The organism is Gillisia limnaea DSM 15749 (assembly GCF_000243235.1).
Lineage (GTDB): Bacteria > Bacteroidota > Bacteroidia > Flavobacteriales > Flavobacteriaceae > Gillisia > Gillisia limnaea.
Genome location: NZ_JH594606.1, coordinates 2,872,169 through 2,891,642, shown reverse-complemented (window position 1 = coordinate 2,891,642; position 19,474 = coordinate 2,872,169). Strand labels below are relative to the sequence as shown.

At 37.1% G+C, this 19,474-nt stretch carries 18 protein-coding genes; 6 read left to right on the top strand and 12 right to left on the bottom strand.

Going from position 1 to position 19,474, the window contains the following annotated elements; translation table 11 throughout:
• The first annotated feature begins 78 nt into the window (after nt 1-78).
• Nucleotides 79-267, top strand: a complete 189-nt coding sequence (locus tag GILLI_RS14605; protein WP_006989888.1) for a Lacal_2735 family protein — start codon at nt 79-81, stop codon at nt 265-267.
• On the opposite strand, the gene GILLI_RS14600 is transcribed toward GILLI_RS14605, so the two are convergent.
• The 3 genes from GILLI_RS14600 to prfA form a co-directional block, all read right to left on the bottom strand.
• On the bottom strand, nt 240-1,031 hold the full coding sequence (locus GILLI_RS14600; protein ID WP_006989887.1) for a helical backbone metal receptor: 792 nt from the start codon (nt 1,029-1,031) through the stop codon (nt 240-242). The two genes, GILLI_RS14605 and GILLI_RS14600, sit on opposite strands and share 28 nt — an antisense overlap.
• Nucleotides 1,032-1,197: 166 nt before the next feature.
• Complete coding sequence (gene pyrF, locus GILLI_RS14595; protein ID WP_006989886.1) at nt 1,198-2,022, bottom strand: orotidine-5'-phosphate decarboxylase; 825 nt, start codon at nt 2,020-2,022, stop codon at nt 1,198-1,200.
• A gap of 48 nt (nt 2,023-2,070) precedes the next feature.
• On the bottom strand, nt 2,071-3,147 hold the full coding sequence (gene prfA, locus GILLI_RS14590) for a peptide chain release factor 1 (protein ID WP_006989885.1): 1,077 nt from the start codon (nt 3,145-3,147) through the stop codon (nt 2,071-2,073).
• A 290-nt stretch (nt 3,148-3,437) separates the two neighbouring features.
• Here prfA and GILLI_RS14585 point away from each other — a divergent pair, with 290 nt between their 5' ends.
• Nucleotides 3,438-3,809: a GxxExxY protein gene (locus GILLI_RS14585; protein ID WP_006989884.1), complete on the top strand. Its 372-nt coding sequence runs from the start codon at nt 3,438-3,440 to the stop codon at nt 3,807-3,809.
• A 379-nt stretch (nt 3,810-4,188) separates the two neighbouring features.
• Here GILLI_RS14585 and GILLI_RS14580 read toward each other — a convergent pair whose 3' ends face one another.
• The 9 genes from GILLI_RS14580 to GILLI_RS14540 form a co-directional block, all read right to left on the bottom strand.
• The gene (locus GILLI_RS14580) at nt 4,189-5,367 is read right to left on the bottom strand and encodes an AIR synthase related protein (RefSeq protein ID WP_006989883.1); all 1,179 of its coding nucleotides are present in this window, start codon (nt 5,365-5,367) and stop codon (nt 4,189-4,191) included.
• A 108-nt stretch (nt 5,368-5,475) separates the two neighbouring features.
• On the bottom strand, nt 5,476-6,975 hold the full coding sequence (locus GILLI_RS14575; protein WP_006989882.1) for a carboxypeptidase regulatory-like domain-containing protein: 1,500 nt from the start codon (nt 6,973-6,975) through the stop codon (nt 5,476-5,478).
• A gap of 11 nt (nt 6,976-6,986) precedes the next feature.
• The gene (locus GILLI_RS14570) at nt 6,987-8,381 is read right to left on the bottom strand and encodes a CsgG/HfaB family protein (protein WP_006989881.1); all 1,395 of its coding nucleotides are present in this window, start codon (nt 8,379-8,381) and stop codon (nt 6,987-6,989) included.
• 10 nt (nt 8,382-8,391) lie between these two features.
• On the bottom strand, nt 8,392-8,793 hold the full coding sequence (locus GILLI_RS14565; RefSeq protein WP_006989880.1) for a curli production assembly/transport component CsgF: 402 nt from the start codon (nt 8,791-8,793) through the stop codon (nt 8,392-8,394).
• 15 nt (nt 8,794-8,808) lie between these two features.
• Complete coding sequence (locus GILLI_RS17780; protein ID WP_006989879.1) at nt 8,809-9,573, bottom strand: curli assembly protein CsgE; 765 nt, start codon at nt 9,571-9,573, stop codon at nt 8,809-8,811.
• Nucleotides 9,570-10,058 carry a hypothetical protein gene (locus GILLI_RS14555; protein ID WP_006989878.1) on the bottom strand — a complete coding sequence of 163 codons (489 nt, stop codon included), beginning with the start codon at nt 10,056-10,058 and terminating at the stop codon, nt 9,570-9,572. The genes GILLI_RS17780 and GILLI_RS14555 overlap by 4 nt, the downstream gene beginning before the upstream one ends.
• A 60-nt stretch (nt 10,059-10,118) precedes the next feature.
• A complete protein-coding gene (locus tag GILLI_RS14550) occupies nt 10,119-11,135 on the bottom strand; it encodes a hypothetical protein (protein ID WP_006989877.1) in 1,017 nt (338 codons plus the stop codon).
• A gap of 416 nt (nt 11,136-11,551) precedes the next feature.
• Nucleotides 11,552-13,738 carry a glutamine synthetase III family protein gene (locus tag GILLI_RS14545; RefSeq protein ID WP_006989876.1) on the bottom strand — a complete coding sequence of 729 codons (2,187 nt, stop codon included), beginning with the start codon at nt 13,736-13,738 and terminating at the stop codon, nt 11,552-11,554.
• A gap of 119 nt (nt 13,739-13,857) precedes the next feature.
• Nucleotides 13,858-14,802, bottom strand: a complete 945-nt coding sequence (locus GILLI_RS14540; protein ID WP_006989875.1) for a calcium/sodium antiporter — start codon at nt 14,800-14,802, stop codon at nt 13,858-13,860.
• Between the two features lie 139 nt (nt 14,803-14,941).
• Here GILLI_RS14540 and GILLI_RS14535 point away from each other — a divergent pair, with 139 nt between their 5' ends.
• From GILLI_RS14535 to GILLI_RS14520, 4 genes are all read left to right on the top strand, one after another.
• A complete protein-coding gene (locus GILLI_RS14535; RefSeq protein ID WP_006989874.1) occupies nt 14,942-15,304 on the top strand; it encodes a BlaI/MecI/CopY family transcriptional regulator in 363 nt (120 codons plus the stop codon).
• Nucleotides 15,304-17,685: a M56 family metallopeptidase gene (locus GILLI_RS17775; RefSeq protein ID WP_006989873.1), complete on the top strand. Its 2,382-nt coding sequence runs from the start codon at nt 15,304-15,306 to the stop codon at nt 17,683-17,685. Before GILLI_RS14535 ends, GILLI_RS17775 begins: the two co-directional genes overlap by 1 nt.
• A 120-nt stretch (nt 17,686-17,805) precedes the next feature.
• Complete coding sequence (locus GILLI_RS14525; protein WP_006989872.1) at nt 17,806-18,645, top strand: GLPGLI family protein; 840 nt, start codon at nt 17,806-17,808, stop codon at nt 18,643-18,645.
• Between the two features lie 5 nt (nt 18,646-18,650).
• Nucleotides 18,651-19,427, top strand: coding sequence for a GLPGLI family protein (locus tag GILLI_RS14520; RefSeq protein WP_245545638.1), 777 nt, complete (start codon nt 18,651-18,653; stop codon nt 19,425-19,427).
• Nucleotides 19,428-19,474 lie beyond the last annotated feature (47 nt).

Sequence of the window (19,474 nt, the reverse complement as noted above, 5' to 3'; positions counted from 1 at the left end):
TTTTACAATTTCTTTAACCTCAGCTTAATACATTTTTTAACAAGAAGTCTTTAATTTTGCGGGAAATAGATTTAAAAAATGTTTGGTAATATTTTATTTAAGAGTAAAGAAGAAAGATTATGTCAGAAATATTCCAGCCTTATGAATCGCGCATATCAAGCCGCACTTACAAATAAAGACCGGAGTGATGAACTTAATGCCCGTGCCAAGGAAGTCCTGGAAGAACTAAGGTCCCTTAATTATAAGGGCTTAGATAGTTGTTCCTGAAAATCTTCGAAATAGCCAAATGCGGATAATGGTCTCGAGCCATACCAGCTAAAGAATTCACCATTTACCAGTAATACAGGCACATCACAAATCTCCTTAATTTCCTTGATATGAGTTCGCTTAAATGGATAAGGCTCAGAAGAAAGAAAAATAAGATCCGGCTTTAAAAGCTTTAACTTTCTAAGTGTTATTTGTGGATATCGTTCAGGATTGGTTTCAAATACATTTTTTAATCCATTTAACTTCAACATGGAATTTATAAAAGTATTACCTCCAACAACCATCCATGGGTTTTTCCAAATCAAATAGGCTACTTTGAGTCCCTTCTTAGGAATTTGAGCCTCGAATTTTTCCTTTTTATCCTTCAGATTCTCAATTAAATCTGTCGATTTTTCAACACATTGAAAAAGTTCACCATACATCGCGATGAGGTCTAAAGAATCTTCAAAATTGTTAATTTCAGAAACATCTACAGGGGCAATTTTTTGCAATTCCCGAACCATTTCCTCGGTATTTTCCTCTTTATTACATAGAATAATATCAGGGTTTAGATCCCGGATAGCATCAAAATGAACCGTTTTTGTTCCCCCAACCACTTTCTTCTCTTTCCGAAGACGGGAAGGATATACACAAAATTTTGTAACACCCACAATTTTGTCCTCAAGACCAAGGTAAGAGAGCAGTTCTGTTTGACTGGGAACTAAAGAAACTATTTTTTGGGGCACCTTATCTAAATGGATTTCCCTGTTTAACTGGTCTTTCATACTAGTACTAAAACTGTTGTTTGGATGATATGTTTTATAAACTATGCTTAAAAAAAATAAATAAAATTAATAAGGATTTCTTTTCTGAAGCTAAAGAATGGTGTTTCTGCGTTTACAGAAGTACTCTTATATAGCACTAAAGAAAACGCACAAAATTACTATAAAATTACTGGTGTAATTTAGAAAGCTGCGCTGCCATTTCCCTTTGCATTACTTCGGCTTTAGCGGCGGCAATTTCGGCAAAATTTGAAGTTTCCGAAGCATATATAATTCCGCGGGAAGAATTTACCAGAAGCCCCACATTTTTGCCCATCCCGTATTTACAAACGTCTTCAAGAGATCCTCCCTGAGCTCCCACTCCGGGAACCAGCAGGAAACTATCCGGAATCAACTTCCTGATCTCTGCAAGGTGTTCTGCTTTAGTAGCTCCCACCACATACATCAACCTTTCTGAATTTTCCCATGTTTTTGAAGTTTCGATCACCTTTTTATATAATTCTACCCCATCTGTTTTCAGGGTTTGAAAATCGAAAGCACCTTCATTGGAAGTGAGTGCAAGCAATATGGTGTGTTTATCCCGAATTGCAAGAAAAGGCTCCACAGAATCCTTTCCCATATAAGGTGCCACCGTTACAGAATCGAAAGCCATTTCCTGTAGAAAAGCCTTCGCATACATAGCCGAAGTATTCCCGATATCGCCTCTCTTAGCATCGGCAATAGTGAAAATTTCTGGGTATTCTGCGTTTAGATATTCAATGGTTTTGTTAAGCGCTTTCCATCCTTTTCTACCCTGTGCCTCATAAAATGCTGTATTGATCTTGTATGCCACTGCAAAATGATGCGTAGCATCTATGATCTCCTTATTAAAAGCAAACATAGGGTCCTCCTCAGAAAGAAGATACGTTGGAATTTTTTCAAGATCGGTATCCAGGCCAATACATAAAAAGGATTTTTTCTTGTGTATTTGTTCAAGGAGCGCTTGTGTGGTCATGTTTTAGGAATTTATAGTAAGGATACTGAATGGAACTGGAACATAAAATTAAAACACATCACTGTTTTCTCTAAGTTTACGCGTGTTTTCAACCAATGCCAACTCATCTATAATTCTTTGAATATCCCCATTGATGATGTTGGATAAATCATAGAGTGTAAGGTTAATACGATGATCTGTCACCCTACCCTGGGAATAATTGTATGTACGAATCTTTGCACTTCGGTCTCCGCTGGAAACCATAGAGTTTCGCTTAGCAGAATCAAGTTCCATTTGCTTGGCAAGTTCCTGCTCATATAACCGGGATCTCAAAACCCTAAAGGCTTTTTCCTTGTTTTTATGCTGAGATTTTTGATCTTGACATTGAGCGACCAATCCTGTAGGCACGTGCGTTAACCGCACTGCAGAATAGGTAGTGTTTACCGATTGCCCCCCTGGACCTGAAGAACAGAAATAATCTATCCTTACATCTTTGGGGTTAATCTCAACATCAAATTCTTCAGCTTCAGGGAGCACCATCACAGTTGCAGCAGAAGTATGCACTCTTCCCTGAGTTTCTGTTTGCGGTACCCTTTGTACCCGGTGAACACCGGCTTCAAATTTAAGAGTTCCGTAAACATCTTCTCCGGTAACTTCAAAGATCATTTCCTTGAAACCGCCACTGGTACCCTCATTATAATCTACAATAGTCGCCTTCCATCCTTTGCTTTCAACGTATTTGGTGTACATTTTATATAGATCTCCCGCAAAAATACTGGCTTCATCCCCACCTGTACCGGCGCGAATCTCCATAACAACATTTTTTGCATCCTCCGGATCTTTTGGCACCAACATTATCCTTATTTTATCCTCCAGGCTTGCAAGTTCATTTTTAGAATCTTCTAACTGATTTTTTGCCATTTCAGTCATTTCCGGATCACTGCCATCGGAAATCATTTCCTGGGCTTCTTCAATATTATCTGTAAGTACTATATACCTATCGCGCACATCCATAAGCGCTTTAAGATCCTTGTATTCTTTATTAAGTTCCACGTACCGCTTCTGATCGGAAATCACATTCGGTTGAATGATGAGATCATTCACCTCATCAAAGCGTTGCTTCACTATATTCAGCTTCTCAATCATAAATTTTCAGAAAATTTTTCGGAACAAATTTACAATAATTAGATGGATTTAGAGAATAGATCTTTTCTTTGAAAAAAATATTCCGGCCAACTCACCGGCTTTTGAAATTGCTTTCTAAGTGGAAAAGAATTAACTTGATAGAAATGAAAAAACCTCCAAAATTTTTTTGTAGCGATATATTGAACCAAAGCTGATAAAAATAACTAGATCTCATTGAATTTTCAGAAGGATTTTATCTAATTTCACACAAAGAGCACAAAGAAAAAAAGGAGATCACAGAGATTCCAAATATGACCGAAAACGAGCTTTCATATAAAATTATTGGGGTTGCCATGGAGCTTCATAAGACGCTCGGGCCGGGTCTTCTGGAATCCTCTTATGAAAGTGTCCTCGCCTTTGACCTTCGAGCTGCGGGTCTGGAGGTAAAACAGCAACATCCAATGCCATTTTTCTATAAAGAAATAAAAATGGATGTTGGCTATAGAATAGACCTGCTGGTAGATAATAAAATCATTATTGAAGTAAAATCTCTTGAGAATTTGGCTCCCGTTCATTACTCTCAGCTACTCACGTATCTAAAGCTATCAAACCTGAAACTTGGCTTATTAATAAATTTTAACACAAAACTTTTAAAAGACGGTCTTCATAGAATAGTTAACTAAACTGTTTCGGCTGGCTGTTTTATCTTTTTTGTAATAATTGAAAATTATAATAAAAGTTTTCTTTGAAGCATAAGATCACAGAGAATTTTAACTGTGACCAAAAACGAGCTTTCTAATAAAATTATAGAGGTAGCCACGGAGCTTCATTAATTCACTTATGAATTAAAATAAAAGTTTTCTTTGATGCACAAAGTCTTCGTGCTCTTCTTCTAACCTTCACTGCTTTGTGTGAAATATTAGGAACTACTTCTGATTTCTTCCTGATGCTTCCATTCTTTCTCACAAAGCGTACAATTGAAAAAAAGAAACTTTAGAGTTTCTCAAATGCCTGAAAAATTTTATTTAAAGCCGGGTATAGGAGGAAATAAAATTCTGAAATTTAATACGTAAACTCACCAAATTCACTTCTGATAGTCAACTTCTTACTTTCTGAAGCTTCCACTCTACCAATGATCTTTGCATCTACATTGAAAGACCTGGAAATATTTATAATTTCATCGGCGATATTTTCATCCACATAAAGTTCCATGCGGTGTCCCATATTGAATACCTGGTACATTTCTTTCCAGTCGGTTTTACTTTCTTCCTGAATTAATTTAAAGAGCGGTGGCACTTCAAAAAGATCATCTTTAATAATGTGGAGATCATCTATAAAATGAAGGATCTTTGTTTGCGCTCCCCCACTGCAATGCACCATTCCGTTAATCTCTTTATTGCTAAATCTCTTCAGGATTTTTTTGATGATTGGAGCATAGGTTCTGGTTGGAGAAAGCACAAGTTTACCGGCATCCAGCGGTGAATTCTCAACTTTATCGGTGAGTTTCTTACTTCCGGAATAAATCAAATCTTCAGGGATGCTATTGTCAAAACTTTCTGGATATTTTTCGGCTAAAACCTTAGAAAATACATCGTGCCGGGCTGAAGTCAAGCCATTGCTCCCCATTCCACCGTTGTATTCCTTCTCATAAGTAGCCTGCCCAAAAGAAGCCAGGCCAACAATTACATTTCCGGGTTTTATATTGGCATTATCGATTACTTCACTTTTTTTCATCCTGGCGGTAACTGTAGAATCTACAATAATGGTTCGCACAAGATCACCAACATCTGCCGTTTCTCCTCCGGTGGAATGAATCTCTACCCCATGTTGCTTAAGATCGGCCAAAAGTTCCTCTGTACCGTTGATGATCTCGGAGATCACTTCTCCGGTGATAAGGTTCTTATTGCGGCCTATGGTAGAAGAAAGAAGGATATTATCTGTAGCTCCTACACAAAGCAGGTCGTCGATATTCATAATAAGCGCATCCTGAGCGATGCCTTTCCAAACCGAAACATCCCCGGTTTCCTTCCAGTACATATAGGCCAGTGAAGATTTTGTTCCTGCCCCATCGGCGTGCATGATCAGGCAATAATCCTCATCTCCGGTGAGATAATCGGGGACAATTTTGCAAAAAGCCTTCGGAAAAAGCCCTTTATCCACATTTTTTATCGCGTTGTGTACATCTTCTTTTCCTGCCGATACCCCTCTTCCGGCATATCGTTTACTTATTTCCTGACTCATGGAATGCTTTCTTTAATGAGATCTCAAAGATACATATAATGCGTTGCTAATAAAACCAAAAAAGCGACACTTTGGAGTGTCGCTTTTGTTGTACTATAATCTATAATTTTACTCCCAATCTGGCATCATAGCGTTTTGGTAAAGTTCCTGCCTGTTATTTACATTCTGGGTTTGGTTATCCTCAATTTGCGATTTATAGATATTGGATTCTGACAGCCCATCATTGGAAGCATTTACAAAAATGACTTCAGCTTCATCCGGAGAAAATCTAGGATCCAGATCATTGGTTCCCTCCTCCTTATTATAACTTATTTCTATGCTCATATTTGACCTAAAATCATACAAGAACAACCTTGAATCTAATTGTCTGTATCCAGAATTTTCAAATCCTGAAACATCCCGTGTAAACAGAAGCCTTTTCTTGTCTACCGAAATATCAATTCCGCCAAGGGCACCAGGTAAACCAGCAATTACCGAATCCATTACATTCCCAGATGCATCAATTGTATAAATAGAAGCGTTGTATCCCTGGGCATTGTTTGTAAGGAGTGCTAGCAGCGTATTATCCTCGCTAACGTCGACTTCTGTAATAAATCTTCCGGAAGGAGCCTGATAAATGAGAGTGTTTCCTCCACCGGTTGCCTGAATACTATAGAGTTTTTCAAAATTTGGATACACAAGACTAGCACCATCATTAGCCCATGAAAAATCTACTTTATCCATATTAAAACCATTCACAGGGATATTTGAAGTAACCTGGAATTGTTGCGAGCCATCCAGATTCATTGTGAACAATTGGGTTTGACCCCCAACGGTTCTTAGGAAAGCGATTTTATCTGTTGAATTGTTTTTCCTTGGACGGAAACTATTGGTATTGGAAGAAGTGATTTGATATTCGGTGTTGTTTTCATCCCGGGTAAAAATCACATTGTTGCCATTAATTTCCCTAACATACACTATGCGACTTTTCGGGATTTCCAGAGTTTTGAAAGAATAAACAGCACTTTGTACCGGATTATTAACGCTATCGGAAACACGAACCTGCCAGAAATATTTATAGCCATAATTCAAATTTTCAACAGTGTATGTGGTATCAGCAATATTATTAAAAGTCAAAATATCGTTATTTCTGTCGTTCCTTAACTCGAGCTCAAAGCTAAGTTCATCTTCTTCAGGGTCACTTGCAGACCAGGCGAATTCAACCGAAAGATTTTGCCCTTCAGAATTATCTGCAGGAGTAATAAGCTGTGGGGTGGATGGCTGACGGTTATTTTGATCTTCTGTTTTTAATTCAAGTATCACATTTACTTCCGCATTGGAAAGTACGGTTGCGCCTTCAAATGACGTGACCAAACCTTCTTTTCTGGCCTGTATAGAATAATCTCCTTCCGGCACATTGTTTATTGTAAAATTACCGGATTCATCGGTAAATACTGTTGAAGTAGTAGGATTGGTTGATATTCTTACGTTATCTACAGGCTCATTACTTCCGTCCATTACAACGGTTCCGGTTACAACACCCCTGCCTGTATCTTCGTCCAGGGTATCTTCACTACAACCTATAAAAAGTACGCAAAGGAGAATTGAAAAATACTTTATTGTCTTCATGGTTAAGAATTTTAATTGCTTTGTGGCTGATTTGAGTTTCCTAAATAAAAATTGATACCGACTCCAAAATTGAAATAATGATCATCTCGTTTACCATTTATCATACGATCGAGCTCGTCATCGAGCGCTATATTGTGTTCTGCAAATGCCTTAATACCTATTTTGTTGGTGAGTTGATACTCTGCCCCAATTCCATATTGCAGTTTAAAATGGGTAGAGGACATCCCCTCCGGTAAATCGTCACTGTCCAGCCCCTGCACTATTCCGGGACCTCCATACAGATAGGGACCAAAAACATCATTGGGGAGTATGATGTACTGTCCATTTACATCCAGGCTTAGAAATTTCTCTCTAAAGGATCTTCCGCTGCTTAATTCAAATGCACTCGCAGCAATATTCACAGAAAGTGAAGGAAAGATATTTTTTGTGAAATCCAGTTTGATTAATCCGCCCAGATCCTGTCCCCCGTAATCGCCACTTAATAATGAAGTTCCCAATGAGACACCCAGGGAGCTGGAATTTTCTTTGTTGATGTATTTACGTCCGTATAGTTTAGATAAGGCCGCTTCATCTTTTTCGGTATCATAACCAGTAACAAGAGTTTCAGCCGCAACAGAATCCTGAGCTTGCCATAAATTATCTTTTATTCCTTCTATAATAAGACCTTCCACTGCTTTTTCGATGGCCTCCGTAATAGCAAGTTGTACCGGTTCATTCCTTGTGAAACCAGTTTCTGCTTCCATAAGACGCTGGAAACTCACATACTTGAACAAGCTTGCATCCAGCGACTGTGATAAAACAGTCTTAGAAGTATAGATATTTTTAAGGATTTTTCCACTGGAGGTAGAAATTGCTCTTAAATAAATAGTGACCCGATCTTGCCTGTATTGTGTGGATCCGCCAACTCCAAAATATCGCGCACCCAAACCACCGGTAATAATATTGGTGTCATAGGATACGATTCCCCCTTCAAGTATTACCCCGGCATAAAGGAGCGGTGGTACCTGAGGTTGATTTTTATCTTCTGAACCCTGGTATTCCTGTCGTGTAGACCGTATGATATTGCGTTCATTTAAAAGGTTTCCAATATTCTCCCTTTCTATGGGGGTAAACCACCTGGAATCTTCAAGCGCCTTAAGTAGTATAGAAGTTGCTCCCTGAGTAACAGCTGTACTAAAAGTACTTCCTACATCACTGGCCTTATATTGCCCTGTAAGATCCCGAAAGTTATAAACTCCAACTACCACAGGTTCCTGGGGCAATGGTAAATTTTTTAAGGCTTTTGTAGAAATGGTACTCTCCCCTAACCTTGCTTCCTGAAAATCCACTGGCTGGTTAAAATAAGTACCACACGAAATGACAAAAAATGCCTGGGCCAATAGAATTAGGCGTAGGTATAATTTCATATTTTGTAGGTTAATTAGGTATTATAATTTGGGTTTGTTCTCCTGTATTTGTATCCAGAATATTTATTACCAGTCCTTCATTAGAAGGGTAGATGTCTATGGCTAAACTTCCGAATGTATATTTTCCAGGCTGTAAGTCGCCTTCCCCAAATTGTTGAGTGAAAAGACTTCGACTTACCTGACCTAAAAGTTGAGAATTTAAACTTTGAGTGAAGCGCTCCAACTCGGTTAACTGTTCCCTGCCTTCTTCTGCAGGTGCTTTAAAACTATTTTGGGCCTGAGCCGAACTCTGTAACCATTGATAATTGAAGGTCTCACCGCCAAAAGCCGGATTTTTTGGAGTGTATACTAACTGTTGAGCCTGTATAGAAAACCCTCCAATTAAAAAAAAAAGTAATAATTTTAATTTCATAGGTTAAAGTTTGGGTTAATACTTGGGTAATTCATTTCGATTTTTCAAATATTCAAAATATCGATTAACTTGTTTTAAAGCTATATCTGCCTGCTCCTTGAGAAAATCCAGCTTTGGTCTTGCAAAAAACTGATAAATAATTTGGTTATCTATTTTAACCATGACCCGCGTTGTTCTACCAAAACTTATCATTTCATCAATTTCAATAATCTTATTGCCCTGATTAGGACTTAAGCTATACTTTTGGAAGAAGAAATCATAAAAATCCCTTCCCGGTTTTGTTTTGGACCTGTCGGTTACCATACCCGTTAGCACAATTCCTTCATTAGGCTTTTGATATGAAATGTTTTCCTCAGCTTGTTCCATCTGTTTTCCATCGTACACCAACCTGTCAGTTCCCATTACCTGGTCATCAAGATCAAAGATGACCAAAAGAATAACTGTTCTGTTATCCGGGTCTATTAAAACAGAAGTCTGGGAAAGATTTTTTGTCTCAAATGGTTCAAGAGTGAACCTGCCCGATTGTGAATTTTTAGAGGAATTATTATTCTCTCCATTATTTGTGATGACTGAAAGTTCATAGCGAAGGCTAAAACTTGTCTCAGTAATATTTTTTGCGGTACCAATGATATCAAGAATATCATTTTTGGAATCATTTGTTTTAATACCAGCGACCACCTCTGAATTAAAATTCTGAGAATTTGCGGAGATTGTAGCACATAAATAAAAAGCTACTATTAGCAATAAAGTAATAGCATTTTCTTTTTTAAGAATTCTCATTTAAAATTTCTAACTATAATGGACTTATCATTTCCATTCATATTAAATTCTAACTTATCGCCAATGGAATTAGAACCATATCTTTCAAAATGATTATTTCTCCCATTTTGTGATAAATTTAAGGAAATATTTGATGAAGGAGCATATATATTTTCAAAAATATTATTGTAATCTCCTTTTTGATCTATATTACTCCGGTAAGATTTTGATGTAATATTGATACCAATAATATTATGATTACCATTTTGATTTAAATTCACCGCTGCTGACGTTGAGGTAATATTGCTGGCAATAGTATTTTGAACGCCAATTTGTTGTATAAAAATTTCATTTGACTTTCCCACCTGCTGTTTAGCTTCAAAATTTTCATTTAATAAATTTTGAATTGGGATCATCTCAGGATTTAGCGTATGTATAGACTGTCCACTGCTTAAATTTGGCAAGATTGTGAATAGTAAACTAATTAAAACTATTGATGCTTTCATTATTTAAATTTAAAAAAAGGGTAGTTTTTGAAAACTACCCTTTTTATATTAATTTTTATTTTAGTTGCTTTGTTGAACAAATGCTGTTTGATTGAATCCAGCCTGGTTCACAACACTTAAGTTCCAGTCGCCTGATTGAATAACGGCTGCCTCATGAGAATTACCAAGTTGATCTACAAAAGATCTGTTATCATTACCACTTTGAGTAACCCAGGCAGCATTCCCTTGTAATAAACCTCCATTTTGGACGACACTGGAATAGTTGTCATCTCCAGACTGAACTACAGAAGCATCATTGTCAAAACCAGTTTGAGTTGCATAAGAATCATTATCATCACCGCTTTGAGTTATCCAAGCATTATTTCCAGAAAGGAACAAACCTCCTCCAGTTTGAACAACACTAGAATTGTTGTCATGACCAGTTTGAACTACTGAAGCATCATTATCAAAACCATCCTGATTTACTGCAGAAGTATTATAATCACCACTTTGAGTAACCCAGGCATCATTACCTCTACCAAATAAAACTGATCCTCCATCTTGAACAACATCTGAATCATTATAGTCACCACTTTGATCTACAGCTGCATCATTATATGATCCATCTTGTTCTACATAGGAATCATTATGTCCTCCCGATTGAGTTACCCACGCTTGGTTTCTTCTACCATCCTGGTTAACATCAGAATCATTCTCATGATCACTTTGCACTACGTAAGCCTCATTTTGATAGCCATCCTGTACTACGTAAGATTCGTTTTCATCTCCTCTCTGATATACATTTGCAAGGTTATCACCACCCGCGAAGATAAAAAAGCCGGAACCGGATTGTTCGATATAGGAATAATGATCTGACCCTCCCTGATTGGTATAGGCAGTTTGATCATCTCCACTTTGATTCACATCTGCCGTTGAATTATCTCCAATTTGGTCAACAAGGGAAAGATGATCATCACCAGCCTGGATAACCGTTGCAGAATGATTCGTGTTGGCTTGATTAATAAAGCTTTCACTACTTTGGGCAAAAACTACTGCCCCACACATTAGCGCTGCTGCGCTTAAAACTACTTTTTTCATAAAAATAAATATTTAAAGGTTAATAATTACACTTTCAAACAGGACATACTTTTCCTGCACCGCTAAATTGCGGTTATTGTCTCGGGGGACTTTAAAGGGTATGGTTTGAGAAAGAAGTAGGGAGTTCTTTCGTATTGCTTAGGCTAACTTAAAACGATTATTTTAGTTAAAAAAATGCAGTTCCCATTTTTTCGATGAAGTGCAAGAGGGGAAAAATCCCCTTTTATTTGTTAACCACCACGAGAACTAAAGAAACTTAGGTATGTTAAAATTATCTTAAATTTAAGATAAAAAATTTAGTGTAATACTAATCCTACACTTCTAGGACTACAATAAGCAATTATTATTTTGGTCAATAAAAAAACCCTGCCTTTTTTGAAAAAGACAGGGTTTCTAAACGCTATAATAAAGAGGTATTATTTTGTAAACAACAGTTCTCTGTATTTAGTCAATGGCCAAAGTTCGTCATCTACCAATAATTCAAGTTTATCACAATGGTAGCGTATCTCCTCAAAATAAGGTTTTACATCATCGCAATATGCAAAAGCACGTTTTTCAGCATCTTCAATAAGGTTTGCTTTTTTACGGGCATCGATCATCTGGGTAATGTCTGCATTAATATGTTCAATATGCTCAGAGATTTCCTTGATAATCTGGATTTGTTCTTTGGAATGTTTTTCAAAATCATCCATAAAAATCTCCTTCAATCCACGAACATTTTTAATCAGGATATTCTGATATCGGATTGCGGTAGGAATCACATGATTTCGTGCAATATCCCCAAGGATCCTTCCTTCAATTTGAATTCTCATAGAATAATCTTCAAGTTGGATCTCGTATCGGGCCTCAATTTCACGTTTATTCATGACCCCCAATTCCTCATATAAAGCGATGGTTTTTTTAGAAATTTGCGCTTTTAGAGCGCCCGGAGTGGTTTTATTATTGCTAAGTCCCCGTTTTTTAGCTTCAACCTGCCAAGCTTCTGCATAACCATCACCTTCAAAACGAATTTTCTTCGATTTTTTTATGTAATCTCTTAAGATATTAAAGATGGCGTCATCCTTTTTCATCTTATCATCTTTCACCAATTTATCCACGCTCTTTTTAAATTCTGTCAATTGCTTGGCGACGATGGCATTTAAAACCGTCATTGGATTCGCACAATTTGCTGTAGAACCTACCGCACGGAATTCAAATTTATTTCCTGTAAAGGCAAAAGGAGAAGTCCTGTTTCTGTCGGTATTATCCAAAAGGATCTCCGGAATTTTTCCTACCACATTTAGTTTAAGATCTGTTTTTTCCTGAGGGGATAATTTCCCGTCGGTCACTTTTTCCAGTTCATCCAGAACAGCGGTTAACTGACTTCCTATGAATGCCGAAATAATAGCAGGAGGTGCTTCATTTGCACCCAATCTATGATCGTTGGATGCACTGGCAATGGTTGCTCTCAATAATTCCTCATTATCATGAACCGCCATAATAGTGTTGATGAAAAAAGTAAGAAATTGCAGGTTCTTCATCGGGGTACTTCCCGGGCTTAATAAATTTACACCGGTATCTGTAGCAAGGGACCAGTTGTTGTGTTTTCCACTTCCGTTGATTCCTTTGAAAGGTTTTTCGTGAAAAAGCACTTTAAAATTGTGCCTTTCTGCAACCTTATCCATTAAATCCATCAATAATGAATTGTGGTCTACTGCAAGGTTGCATTCTTCAAAAATAGGTGCAAGTTCAAATTGATTTGGAGCAACTTCATTATGACGTGTTTTTACCGGAATTCCCAGCAACATACATTCTATTTCCAGGTCTCTCATAAAGGATAGTACGCGGGAAGGAATGGATCCAAAATAATGATCGTCCAATTGCTGACCTTTAGCCGGAGAATGCCCAAGCAAGGTCCTTCCTGAAAGTTGAAGATCTGGCCTGGATGCAAATAAGGCAGAATCAATTAGAAAATATTCCTGCTCCCATCCTAGGGTAGCGGTAACTTTACTTACATTTTTATCAAAATATTTTGCCACGGCAGTTGCAGCATTATCAACAGATTGCAGTGCACGAAGTAAGGGAGTTTTAAAATCCAGGGCCTCTCCTGTATAAGAAACATAAACGGTTGGAATGCACAAGGTCGTTCCATAAATAAATGCCGGAGAAGTTGGATCCCACGCGGTATAACCTCTGGCTTCAAATGTATTCCGTATTCCTCCGTGAGGAAAACTGGAGGCATCCGGTTCCTGCTGTACAAGTTGAGTTCCGCCAAATTTTTCTATGGCAAGCCCGTCTCCTATTGTTTCAAAAAAAGCATCATGTTTTTCAGCGGTAGAACCGGTTAAAGGCTGAAACCAATGCGTGTAATGAGTAACTCCTTTAGAAATTGCCCATTCTTTCATCCCTGTTGAAATGTGGTCTGCTACTACCCGGCTTATCTTTAAGCCAGATTTATTTGCATCAATAATATTTTGGTAAGCCTCTTTTGTAAGAAACTGACGCATTACGGTCTCATTGAAAACATTGTTGCCAAAAAGTTCAGATCGCCTTTTGGTCTCTTTGATCTTTACCGGTTTCCGGTTAAGGGTTTCTTTTAAAGCTTGAAATCTTAATGTAGACATATAAAGGTATAATTTTTAAGGGTTAACGTCCACAAAAATACATATTTATGCAATATACCCTATATAATTTAGGGTTAAAATTTATAAAATATCACTATTCATACGCTTAACCCCTAAAATTAATCGATAAAAGCCATTCCAATAAAAATAACATAACTCACAAACAGTATCAATCCTTTATATCTGCTGAAGATAAATTTCCTCGGAAGAAATGCCAGCGGGATCAAAATAAAAGCATAACCCAACATCCAGAAGATATCGCTGGTTAAAATTTGTTCAGATTGCACATAGATGGGTTGAATTAAAGCGGTAATGCCCAAAACCGAAGCAATATTAAAGATATTCGAGCCTATTAAATTCCCGAGAGAAAGGGCTTTTTCCTGTTTAAGCGCAGCGATAACCGAAGCCGCCAGTTCTGGAACACTGGTCCCTATTGCGATAATGGTTACAGAAATTACCCGTTCGCTTACTCCTATCATACCTGCCAAATCTACGGCTCCGTTCACCAGCAATTCCGATCCTCCCCAAAGTGCAACCCCACCTATTATTAGCCAAACGATGGTTTTAAAACCAGAAGTTACTTTCAGGGTCTCATCTATACCTTCCACTTCTACCTGGATTCTTCGCGCTCTTCGAATTAATAAAAATAGGTATAAAATTATGGCGACAAGGAAAACTCCGCCTTCCAGTCTTGATAAATTTCCGCCACTGCTTAAAAAATAGAAGAGAGCGATGGAGAATACCATCATTACTGGCCAATTAAACCGGTAAAAATCACGATCTATTGTAAGTGGGGAAATAATAGCCGTAATTCCAAGGACCAATCCTAAATTTGCAATATTGGACCCTATTACGTTCCCAAGAGAAATATCCGAAAAACCGGCAAGGGCAGCCTGTAAACTTACCAGTAATTCCGGTGCAGAGGTTGCAAAAGAGACAACCGTAAGCCCAATCACCATTTTAGATATATTGAATTTAAAGGATAAAGCAACGGCAGCCCGCACAAGAAACTCTCCTCCCACAACCAGCAAAGCCAGACCAATAAGAATAAACAAAATGCTCATTAATTTTTTTTTTGCGAAGATAAAGAAACTTAAACCGATTATCGAATTTCATATCTCAAACTATAAAATTAGGCTATGAACTACTTTTATCGTTATATTTGAAAACTAGTTTTGTAGTAGCTTATTAAAACACGATAAAATGGAAAAACTCACCAATAAAGAAGAAGAGATCATGCACATCCTATGGAAGCTGGAAAAAGCTTTTGTAAAAGAAGTGCTGGCAGAGATTACTGAAGAAAACCTTCATTATAACACCGTTTCCACCATTATAAGAAACATAGAGGAAAAAGGCTATGTGGCTCATAAAGCCTATGGAAAAACCCATCAATATTTCCCTGTGGTTTCCAAAGAAATTTACCGGAAACAATTCATGAATACGGCATCCAAAAAATTCTTCAATAATTCCTATAAGAATATGGTTTCCTTTTTTGCGACTGAAGAAAAAATAAGTGCTGAAGAACTGCGTGAGATTCTGGCGATTATCGAGAAAAACGAAAAATAATGGAAGATTTATTAATATATCTACTGAAAAGTGCAGGACTCCTGGTCGTGTTCCTGGCTTTTTATCAGATTCTTCTAAAAAAGGATCCCTCCTTCAAAAACAACAGAGGATTTTTGCTTGGAGGAATTATAGCTTCTGCAGTTTTACCTGCTGTTTATTTCACACGAAAGATTGTAATTGAAGCGATAGAACCCAATTTCTTTATGGCCGAAGTCGACTTACCGGTGGCTCACGTGATGGCAGAAGAACCGGCAATTTCGGGATACCAGATATTAGTAGCAATTTATCTTTGCGGCGTTGCATTTATGCTGGTAAGATTAATGCTTCAATTGATCTCCCTGCAAAGAATAATCAGTAAGGGAAAACTCACTAAAAAAGACGGATTTAAATACGTCCTTATTTCCCAAAAAATAGCTCCCTTTTCCTTCCTGAATTACATCGTATATAATCCAAACCTTCATACAGCTTCTGAACGGGAGAACATTTTAAAACACGAAAAGATACACGTAACTCATTGGCATACTACAGATGTTTTGTTGGCAAACCTCAACCAGATCTATCAATGGTTTAATCCATTTGCATGGATATATCTTAAAAGCCTTCAGCAAAACCTGGAATATATTGCAGATAGTGAAGCGGTAAAGGAAGTTTCCTGTAAAAAAGAATATCAAAAAGCACTGCTAAAGATTTCCGTAGAGAATTTTAATCCTGCGCTAACAAACTCATTTTATCAATCCTTCATCAAAAAACGAATAATTATGCTTAACAACAATTCAAATTCCAAAAATCAAACATGGAAAACCGCGCTCATTTTCCCGGTATTATTTGCTTTTCTTCTGCTTTTCAATGTAAAGACCGAGGCCCAAATCAAGACTCAAAAGGATAGTGCCGAAATTTCAATCAATAGAATTTCAGCCACCATTACAAAAGAAAGTGAGGAATCAAGTTTAAAATCTATAAAGCGCTTTTTTGAAAAACAGGATATCCAACTTGATTTTGAAAATATCCAGCGTTCCAGTGATGGCTTCATTACGGGAATTTCTGTGAACTTTTTAAACAGGAATACCAATGCTTCAGGAAATTTCTCCAAAAATGATCCTGATGGCATCAATTCTTTTGAAATATATGTGAAGGACGGTGAAACCGGATTTGCAGATGTGTCTACTCAAGAGAAACGCCAAAAAACAACCCAGGAAGTATTGAATCAGATAGGTGAAAATCCTCTTTATGTAGTTGATGGGGAAGAATATGCTGCAGGAGGACTTGAAGGGAAATCTATAGAAATAACAGATGGGTTTATATTTTTGAATTCTGAAAATTCAACAAAATATGGGGATAGAGGCAAAGATGGGGTGATCATGATCTCCAAAGGAAAGATCATTAACGACATTTCTGAAGAAATGAGGTCTATCGACCAGGAAAATGCACCGGTGAAGAAAAGCTTCATTCAAATTCGAAAAGGTGAAAAACCTGTGTTTATGGAAGTGAACAAAACTTCAGCCAGCAAACTGCAAAGCCAGAAATCTAACGTCTCTATAAAAACAGACGCTACTTCCAGGTCTGGCGCTTTAGGCCTTGAGAAAATTAAAGGAAATCCCATTTACATCTTAAACGAGAAAGTTGTTGAAAAGAGTGTAATTGATAGCCTACAGCCGAATAACATCAAAAATATTACAGTTTTAAAAGGTGAAAAGGCCGTTTCCTTATATGGCAATGCTGCCAGGGACGGAGCAATTTTAATCACTACAAAAACACCTGGCACTACCGTAGTGGTTCCAGCAATCAAATTTTCTGCTGGAGATAAGGAAGAAAGAATAGCACTTTATCACGAATTAAACGCTGAAAAAAAGAAAGCTTTAATAATTCTCAATGGGAAAAAGCAGCCTGAAAATTTTGACCTAAATTCTATTGATCCTGATGAAATACAGGCCATTGATGTACAAAGAGGTAAAGATATTATTACAAAGTATGGAAAAGCTGCCAAGGATGGTGTAATTACAATTTCTACAGTAAAATCTGTAAAAATAGGTACTGCCACAAGCAGTAAAATTCCGACAAATATAAATATTTCAGAGAACACAAAATTTTCAAAATATGATGACAAAGCAATAACAATAACCGGAGCAACAAATCGAATCATTGCATCTCAATGGGGAACCAGGAGTAACCCTGCCAACATCATTTTTTATCCCCAAGATGAAAAACCTTTGGTGGTAATAGATGGGAAAGAAAAGGAAGCCGATTTCGATATGAAGTCCATAAATCCTGAAGATATTGAATCAATAAATGTCTTAAAAGGAGAAAACGCTACTAAAGAATATGGAGATAAAGGAAAAAACGGAGTAATAGAAATTGAACTTAAAGATAAAAAAGAGAATTAATACAGCCACAAAAAAAGTTACTATTCAATTTAAAAACGAACAAAAGGAAGAGCTTCTAAAAAAAGCAACGGATGAATTTTCAAAAAAAAAACAATCCCATAGAATTAAAATAACTACTACATGAAAAATATTTACTGGATTCTATTTATTGGTTCGATCAGCAATCTAAGTTTTGGGCAGGAATCTGTAACTGATAACTTTAAGTACAAAGCTACCTATGAGCTCACGTGGCAAATAGATTCAACCGATACTGAATCTATTCAGCACGAAACAATGGTTTTATTTATAGAAGACCAAATATCTAGATTTTCCAGTGAGGGCCATCATATAAGCGATTCTATACAGCATGTTTATAAGAATCGGGAGAGAACGCCCCAGAGTTTTAGTGAGATGAGATCCAAAATGCCTGAAACAGAATTTAAATATTATATAGATAAAAATTTGGCTTCCCGTGAGCAGAATTTTAAAGAAAAAATTGTGAAAGATTATTATAAATACGCCGAAGATCTTTCCGGTATGGAATGGGAAATATTGCAGGATACTGGGAAAATTGCTGGATTTTCTGTTCAAAAAGCAAAGGCGAGTTTTGCCGGAAGAAACTATTCAGCTTGGTTTTCACTGGAAATTCCAATCCCCGACGGCCCGTATAAATTTAACGGCCTGCCGGGGTTAATTTTGAAAATAGCTGATGAAGAAGAGTATTATGTATTCGAATTAATCGGATTTAAAAGTTTAAAAAACCAAATTTTCAATACAGAAAGCGGCGAAGAATATCTGGAAACCGGCAAGAACAAGTTTAGGGAAATAAAAAAGGAATATGAGGGAAATCCTTTTGCGGCGCTTGAACGTGGGGGGATAACCTTTGGCTTTGAGCCGGGACAAAAAGAGAAGATGATGAAAGAACATAAGCTAACTTTACAAAAACAGAACAATCCCATTGAGTTGGAAGAGAAAAGATAAATATTATGATGAAAATGTACCTTTTCCTCCCTTTTATCCTGATATTCTCCAATTCTTACGCCCAAAAATTAACTGACAAGTTTCAATACAAAGTAACCTATAAACTCACCTATAAATTAGATTCTACAGCACTTGATGAACCCAAGTCTGAGTATATGATTCTGTATGCAGGTGACAAACTATCAAAATTTTCCAGCCGGGCCAAAACTTTATCAAACCCCAATGTTGTACAGGGAAATTCCGGACATACTTCCAGAGAGGCTTTGACTAAATTTCACTACGAAATTTTAAAAGAGGCTCAATCAGGCAACCTGCATTATACACTAAAAATTCCAAAGATGGATGACACGTTCTATTACATAGAAGAGATGGATCAATTTGAGTGGACGATCTTACCGGAAAATAAAAAGATTAAAGATTTCAAAGTGCAAAAAGCCACCACTTCTTTTGCAGGTAGAGATTATATTGCCTGGTTTACCCCCGAGATACCCATTGCCGAAGGACCGTATAAATTTAACGGATTGCCGGGTTTAATCCTGGAAATTGCCGATACCAAAGAGCAGTGGGTTTTTGAATTTTTTGGCCTTGAAAAACTTTCTCCAAAAGTTTCTTACAAGCTAAACCTAAACCAATTTGCTAAGACAGACAAAGAGCAATTACAGGACCTGTGGTACCGCTACAGGAAAGATCCTTTTTCATATTCCAATAATCCAATAATCCAAACGTCACTATTTCACAAGAGGTGCACAAAAAATATGTGGAATCTTTTACTGAAATGTTAGAGAAAGAAAATAATCCTATAGAGTTAAAGTAATTTGAAAAAAAGCAT

Bases quoted from the DNA above. Each gene is read 5' to 3' on its own strand.
- GILLI_RS14605 (WP_006989888.1), top strand. From the start codon at position 79: ATGTTTGGTAATATTTTATTTAAGAGTAAAGAAGAAAGATTATGTCAG.
- GILLI_RS14600 (WP_006989887.1), bottom strand. From the start codon at position 1,031: ATGAAAGACCAGTTAAACAGGGAAATCCATTTAGATAAGGTGCCCCAA.
- pyrF (WP_006989886.1), bottom strand. From the start codon at position 2,022: ATGACCACACAAGCGCTCCTTGAACAAATACACAAGAAAAAATCCTTT.
- prfA (WP_006989885.1), bottom strand. From the start codon at position 3,147: ATGATTGAGAAGCTGAATATAGTGAAGCAACGCTTTGATGAGGTGAAT.
- GILLI_RS14585 (WP_006989884.1), top strand. From the start codon at position 3,438: ATGACCGAAAACGAGCTTTCATATAAAATTATTGGGGTTGCCATGGAG.
- GILLI_RS14580 (WP_006989883.1), bottom strand. From the start codon at position 5,367: ATGAGTCAGGAAATAAGTAAACGATATGCCGGAAGAGGGGTATCGGCA.
- GILLI_RS14575 (WP_006989882.1), bottom strand. From the start codon at position 6,975: ATGAAGACAATAAAGTATTTTTCAATTCTCCTTTGCGTACTTTTTATA.
- GILLI_RS14570 (WP_006989881.1), bottom strand. From the start codon at position 8,381: ATGAAATTATACCTACGCCTAATTCTATTGGCCCAGGCATTTTTTGTC.
- GILLI_RS14565 (WP_006989880.1), bottom strand. From the start codon at position 8,793: ATGAAATTAAAATTATTACTTTTTTTTTTAATTGGAGGGTTTTCTATA.
- GILLI_RS17780 (WP_006989879.1), bottom strand. From the start codon at position 9,573: ATGAGAATTCTTAAAAAAGAAAATGCTATTACTTTATTGCTAATAGTA.
- GILLI_RS14555 (WP_006989878.1), bottom strand. From the start codon at position 10,058: ATGAAAGCATCAATAGTTTTAATTAGTTTACTATTCACAATCTTGCCA.
- GILLI_RS14550 (WP_006989877.1), bottom strand. From the start codon at position 11,135: ATGAAAAAAGTAGTTTTAAGCGCAGCAGCGCTAATGTGTGGGGCAGTA.
- GILLI_RS14545 (WP_006989876.1), bottom strand. From the start codon at position 13,738: ATGTCTACATTAAGATTTCAAGCTTTAAAAGAAACCCTTAACCGGAAA.
- GILLI_RS14540 (WP_006989875.1), bottom strand. From the start codon at position 14,802: ATGAGCATTTTGTTTATTCTTATTGGTCTGGCTTTGCTGGTTGTGGGA.
- GILLI_RS14535 (WP_006989874.1), top strand. From the start codon at position 14,942: ATGGAAAAACTCACCAATAAAGAAGAAGAGATCATGCACATCCTATGG.
- GILLI_RS17775 (WP_006989873.1), top strand. From the start codon at position 15,304: ATGGAAGATTTATTAATATATCTACTGAAAAGTGCAGGACTCCTGGTC.
- GILLI_RS14525 (WP_006989872.1), top strand. From the start codon at position 17,806: ATGAAAAATATTTACTGGATTCTATTTATTGGTTCGATCAGCAATCTA.
- GILLI_RS14520 (WP_245545638.1), top strand. From the start codon at position 18,651: ATGATGAAAATGTACCTTTTCCTCCCTTTTATCCTGATATTCTCCAAT.